General features: G+C 69.8%; 8 protein-coding genes. 4 read left to right on the top strand and 4 right to left on the bottom strand.

Going from position 1 to position 4,673, the window contains the following annotated elements; translation table 11 throughout:
* Positions 1 to 498, top strand: a 498-nt coding sequence (locus tag AB0J09_RS56805) for a hypothetical protein (RefSeq protein ID WP_360711058.1), incomplete at its 5' end; no start/stop codon positions are given.
* Here the strand turns inward: AB0J09_RS56805 and AB0J09_RS56800 are convergent.
* From AB0J09_RS56800 to AB0J09_RS56790, 3 genes are read right to left on the bottom strand one after another with little or no spacing between them, the layout of a single operon-like run.
* Positions 495 to 944, bottom strand: a complete 450-nt coding sequence (locus tag AB0J09_RS56800; protein ID WP_360711055.1) for an SRPBCC domain-containing protein — start codon at positions 942 to 944, stop codon at positions 495 to 497. The genes AB0J09_RS56805 and AB0J09_RS56800 overlap by 4 nt on opposite strands.
* Complete coding sequence (locus tag AB0J09_RS56795) at positions 922 to 1,266, bottom strand: metalloregulator ArsR/SmtB family transcription factor (protein ID WP_360711052.1); 345 nt, start codon at positions 1,264 to 1,266, stop codon at positions 922 to 924. The genes AB0J09_RS56800 and AB0J09_RS56795 overlap by 23 nt, the downstream gene beginning before the upstream one ends.
* On the bottom strand, positions 1,263 to 1,616 hold the full coding sequence (locus AB0J09_RS56790) for a VOC family protein (protein ID WP_360711049.1): 354 nt from the start codon (positions 1,614 to 1,616) through the stop codon (positions 1,263 to 1,265). Before AB0J09_RS56790 ends, AB0J09_RS56795 begins: the two co-directional genes overlap by 4 nt.
* A gap of 106 nt (positions 1,617 to 1,722) precedes the next feature.
* On the opposite strand from AB0J09_RS56790, the gene AB0J09_RS56785 reads away from it, so the two are divergent.
* Positions 1,723 to 2,391, top strand: a complete 669-nt coding sequence (locus AB0J09_RS56785) for a permease prefix domain 1-containing protein (RefSeq protein ID WP_360711046.1) — start codon at positions 1,723 to 1,725, stop codon at positions 2,389 to 2,391.
* On the opposite strand, the gene AB0J09_RS56780 is transcribed toward AB0J09_RS56785, so the two are convergent.
* Positions 2,363 to 2,719, bottom strand: coding sequence for a helix-turn-helix transcriptional regulator (locus AB0J09_RS56780; RefSeq protein ID WP_360711043.1), 357 nt, complete (start codon positions 2,717 to 2,719; stop codon positions 2,363 to 2,365). The genes AB0J09_RS56785 and AB0J09_RS56780 overlap by 29 nt on opposite strands.
* Before the next feature lie 213 nt (positions 2,720 to 2,932).
* Here AB0J09_RS56780 and AB0J09_RS56775 point away from each other — a divergent pair, with 213 nt between their 5' ends.
* Entirely contained in the window at positions 2,933 to 4,102 is a 1,170-nt protein-coding gene (locus tag AB0J09_RS56775) for a cytochrome ubiquinol oxidase subunit I (RefSeq protein WP_360711040.1), read from the top strand.
* Between the two features lie 11 nt (positions 4,103 to 4,113).
* Positions 4,114 to 4,673: cytochrome d ubiquinol oxidase subunit II (locus AB0J09_RS56770; protein ID WP_360711037.1), on the top strand; the 560-nt coding region annotated here is incomplete at its 3' end.

The raw sequence follows: 4,673 nt of genomic DNA, 5'->3' as shown, positions 1-4,673 counted from the left end.
GGCAGCCTTGCGCTGTTCGGGCTGGACCTGTCGGCTTGCAAGTTCGCGGGCCTGGCCCATCCCTCGGGGGTGCGGGTCAAGGACTGCACGTTCGCGCTCACGCCGCGCGGGGTGCGGGTGAGCCTGCGCTGGCCGATGCTGCGCTGGTTCTCCCGCCGCCGGGCGCTGGCCGACGAGCACACCATGCGCGGCTGGGCTACGCAGGGGGACCCCGGTGCCACGCCCGACGGGCTGGCGGCGCTCTACGCCGGACTGCGGCCCAGCGACCGGGCCACCTCGACCGACTTCGCGTTCGCGGCCATGGAGATGCGCCGCCAGGCCGGTCACCGCTGGTGGCTGTCCGTCTCCTGGCTCATGTGCGGGTACGGCCTGCGGATGGGGCGGGCGGCGGGCTGGTTCGCGGCGCTGCTGGCGGTCACCGCGGCCGCCGTGCTGTGGGGGTCGGCCTCACACGCCGAACGGCAGGCCGAGCCGCCCCACCCCGCGGCGCACCCCTAGAGCTCGTCCACGATGGCGGCGATGGCGCCGAAGTGCTGCGAGCGCCAGCCGCCGTCCATGATCCGGCGGGAGAACTGCTGCATCTCGTCGTCGGGGTCGAAGCCCTCGTGGTCGAGGAACAGCCTGGTGCCTTTGCCCTCGGGCTCCAGCCGCCAGGTGACCGTCCAGTCGGCCCGCTTGCGGTCGCTCCAGCTGATCTTCAGCAGCTTCTCCGGCTCCAGCTCCAGCACCTCGCAGTAGACGACCCCGTCGAAGTCCACGTTGGGCCTGGGCGTCGTGGTGAACGTGAACCGGTGTCCCACCTCGGGCTTGAAGTCGTTGGGCATGAGCCAGCGGGCGACCAGCTCGGGCTCGGTGAGCGCCCGCCACACCTTGGCGGGCGGGTGCGCGATGAACTGGTCGATCCTGATCGCGCGCAGGTCTTCAGCCGTCTTGTCGTGGGGCATGGTCGTCCTCTTCCATCTCGTCGAGCAGGGTCGTGAGGTTGGCGAGCTTCTCCCGCCAGAACCGTTCGTACGGGGTGAGCCAGTCGCGGATCTCCATGAGCGGCGTCGCCTCCAGCCGGTAGTGCCGTTCCCGCCCTTTGCGGGTCTCGGCGACCAGCCCCGCGTCCCTGAGCACCTTGAGATGCTCCGACACGCTGGGCCTGCTCATGTCGAACCGCTCGGCCAGCCGGCCCGCGGGCTGGGCGCCCTCGTCGAGCAGCAGGCGCAGCAGCTCCCGCCGGGCCGGGCTGGCCAGCGCGGCGAACACGTGGTCGGCGGTCATACCTGGCTGACCACGAACCCGTTGCCGAACGGATCGTGAAACAGCAGCTGCCGTCCCCACGGCTCGTCGCTCGGCCCTTCGAAGGCGATGTCGTGCTCGCGCAGGCGCTCGGCCAGCGCGTCGAGGTCGGGCGCGGCCACCACCAGGCCGCCGATCGGCGCCATGCCGGGGAACCAGGAGGCCAGCAGCAACGTGGTCTCGGCGCCCTTGGGGGCGACGGTGAGCCAGCGGCCCATCGGGAAGGGATTGTCGGTGCGCACCTCGAAGCCGAGCACGCCGGCGTAGAAGGCCAGCGCCCGCTCCTGGTCGGCGACGGGTACGGTGACGGTGAGGATCTGGGATATCGGCATGTCGGACACTATACGTAGGATTTTTCCTACACATCAACCCGTCCGCCGAAGATATCGGGGATTTCCCCTATGGGACCCCGAGATCGCTCTCCGTAGACTTGGTCTCATGCGTATCGACGACTACGTGGCAGAGCTCGACCGCGCCCTGGCCGGCCCTCACGGGCCGAAGCACGATCTGGTCGTCGAGGCGCGCGACAGCCTGACCGACACCGCCGAAGCGCTGGAAGCGGAGGGGCTGGACCGGGCGGAGGCCGAGCGGGTCGCGGTGGCGGAGTTCGGGGAGCTCGCCGAGGTCGCCCCCGACTACCAGGCCGAGCTGACCGCCGCGGCGGGGCGCCGTCTGGGCTTCCTGCTCTTCATCAGCGTGCCGCTCACCGCCCTGATGTGGTCGGTGATCTGGCGTATCTATCCCGGCAATGAGGCGGTCTGGCGACACGCGCCCGTCTGGTATAGGCCGGTCTCGCGGCTGCTCGACGTGCTCCAGCTCTGCGTCGGGCTTTACGGCGGGCTCGCGCTGTTCGCCCTGAGCCGGGGCGCCCGTTGGATCCACCGGCCGCGGCTGGTGACCAGGTCTCTGGGCGTGCTCGTCTGGGCCATGCTGCCGGTCACCTGGGCGCTGAGCGTGGCGCTGACCTTGGGCGCGAAGGGGGCGAGCCAACTGGACGTCCTGCCCTCCCTGCTCGCCAACGTGGTGACGTCCGCCTTCTGGGGCCTGCAGATCTACGGCGCCACGCGCTGCCTGCGCGTCAGCCGTTCGCGGCTCGCACGGCGCTGACCTCGGCGGCTTCGGCGCGCAGCACGCCGCCGATCACGGCGGCGAACTCCTGCCATGCCGAGCGCTCCCCTTCGAGCTGCTTCCTGCCCGAGTCGGTCAGCCGGTAGGTGCGGCGCTTGCGCCCGCCCACCGTCGCCCACTCGCTGGACAGGTAGCCGATGCGCTCCAGCCTGCGCAGGGCCGGATAGACGGTGCCGGTGGGCACGCTCAGCGCGCCCCCACTGCGTTCCAGCAGCGCCTCGATGATGGCGTAGCCGTGCAGCGGCTCACGCTCCAGCACGGAGAGCAGGAGTGCGTCCATGTGCCCGCGCAGCGCGTCCGGATTCATGACTTCGATCCTAGAACCCGCGTCCCGGAGGCGTCGCGCTCCGCCCATCGAGCGCACTCCCCAAGAACGCCACTCCACCGCGACGGCACGACTCCGCCGACCGTGGCCGGGGCCCGCCCGGCCCTCCCCGAGGTACGGAGGTGTGCGCTCATGTAGACAGTCTACATGTAGGCTGTCTATATGTAGATAGGCATAACAACCCACGGAGTCGTGATGGATGTACTCGAACTGGCACGTACACAGTTCGCGGTGACAGGCAGCCTGCACTTCCTGTTCGTCGTGCTCACGCTGGGCCTGGCGCCGCTCGTGGCGCTCATGAACACGCGCTGGGCGATCTCCCGCAAACCGCTGCACGAGGCGATGACCCGCTTCTGGGGGCAGGTCTACGTCGTCAACTACGCGCTGGGCATCGTGACCGGGCTGGTGATGGAGTTCCAGTTCGGCCTGTCGTGGAGCGGCCTGTCCCACTACGCGGGCGACGTGTTCGGCGCGCCGCTGGCCATGGAGACGCTGGTGGCCTTCTTCCTGGAGTCCACCTTCCTGGGCCTGTGGATCTTCGGCTGGGGACGGCTGCCCAGGTGGCTACACCTGGCGTGCATCTGGCTCGTGACGCTGACGGCGTACGTAAGCGCGTTCTTCATCATGGTCGCCAACTCGTTCCTGCAGAACCCGGTCGGCTCCGTCGCCCGCGGCGACCGCCTGGAGCTGGTGGACTTCGGCGCCCTGCTCACGAACAAGGCGCTGATCTTCTCCTTCCCGCACGTCCTCGGGGCAGGCCTGTTCACGGGGGCCATGGTGCTGGTGGGCGCGAGCGCGTACCAGCTGCGGCGCCGTACCGAGCACGTGGAGTTCTTCACCAAGTCGCTGCGGACCGGCGTACTCGCCGCGGCCCTCGGGATCTTCCTCACGATCGGGTTCGGGTACGCGCAGTTCGCCGGGGTCCAGGAGGGGAAGTTCAGCGGCAACACGGGTGCGGCGGTCCCGCTCGGGTTCATGATCGAGATCGGGCAGCTGCTCGCGCTGGTCGTACTGTTCGTGATGCTGCCGATGATCGGCGTGCTGCATCGGTGGCGGTGGACGCACCCGCTGCTCATGGCGATGACGCCGCTGCCGTTCATCCTGGCGATCTTGGGGTGGCTGGCGCGGGAGGTGGGGCGTCAGCCGTGGATGATCTGGGAGAAGCTCACCGTGGCCGACGCCATGTCTCCCGGGCTGACCTCGGGCATGATCACGGGCTCGCTCGTGGGGTTCGCCGGTGTGCTGGGGCTGCTGGCGGTCGTCGACTACGTGCTCATCGCCAGGATCGTCCGGCGCGGGCCGCGCGACCTCGCGCTGGGCGCCGTTCCCGCCGGCGACTCCCGCTCCCCCGCTCTGAGCTACTGAGGAGTGCTGACATGGAAGTGATCTGGTTCGTCCTCTTCGCGGTCCTGCTGGCCGGATATTTCGCCCTTGAGGGGTTCAACCTGGGGGTGGGGCTGCTGCTGCCGCTGCTGGGCAGGACGCGCGAGGGCCGCGACCGCATGGTGGCCGCGATCGCGCCGTACGTGCTGGCCAACGAGGTGTGGCTGGTGGCGGTCGCTGGTGCGCTTTTCGGGGTCTATCCGCTGCTCGAGGGTGAGGTGCTGTTCGAGCTGTACCCGCTGGTGGTGGCCATGCTGCTGAGCTGGGTGATACGGGACGCGGGGCTGTGGTTCAGGCGCCGGCTGGACGGGGTCAGGTGGCGCGGGTTCTGGGACGCGATGATCGCGTTCGGGTCTCTCGGGCTGTCGTTCGGGTGGGGCATGGCGATCTACGCGGCGGCCACGGGGTTCCAGGCCTCGGCCGTGCATCCGGTGGGGGTGATGCTGGGAGCGGTCGTGACGCTGCTGTTCGCCTTCCACGGGTGGACGTTCCTGGCGTGGCGGGCGCCCGGTACCTTCGGGGCGTCGCGGTCGGGGCGTGCCCTGGCGGTGAT

Origin of the sequence: Nonomuraea sp. NPDC049784 (genome assembly GCF_040659615.1) — a bacterium.
Taxonomy (GTDB): domain Bacteria; phylum Actinomycetota; class Actinomycetes; order Streptosporangiales; family Streptosporangiaceae; genus Nonomuraea.
The sequence above is the reverse complement of the archived record's forward strand: the minus strand, read 5'-3'. Positions and strand labels throughout refer to the sequence as shown.

Coding starts and splice junctions, on each gene's coding strand:
- AB0J09_RS56800 (WP_360711055.1), bottom strand. CDS start 944: ATGCCCCACGACAAGACGGCTGAAGACCTGCGCGCGATCAGGATCGAC.
- AB0J09_RS56795 (WP_360711052.1), bottom strand. CDS start 1,266: ATGACCGCCGACCACGTGTTCGCCGCGCTGGCCAGCCCGGCCCGGCGG.
- AB0J09_RS56790 (WP_360711049.1), bottom strand. CDS start 1,616: ATGCCGATATCCCAGATCCTCACCGTCACCGTACCCGTCGCCGACCAG.
- AB0J09_RS56785 (WP_360711046.1), top strand. CDS start 1,723: ATGCGTATCGACGACTACGTGGCAGAGCTCGACCGCGCCCTGGCCGGC.
- AB0J09_RS56780 (WP_360711043.1), bottom strand. CDS start 2,719: ATGAATCCGGACGCGCTGCGCGGGCACATGGACGCACTCCTGCTCTCC.
- AB0J09_RS56775 (WP_360711040.1), top strand. CDS start 2,933: ATGGATGTACTCGAACTGGCACGTACACAGTTCGCGGTGACAGGCAGC.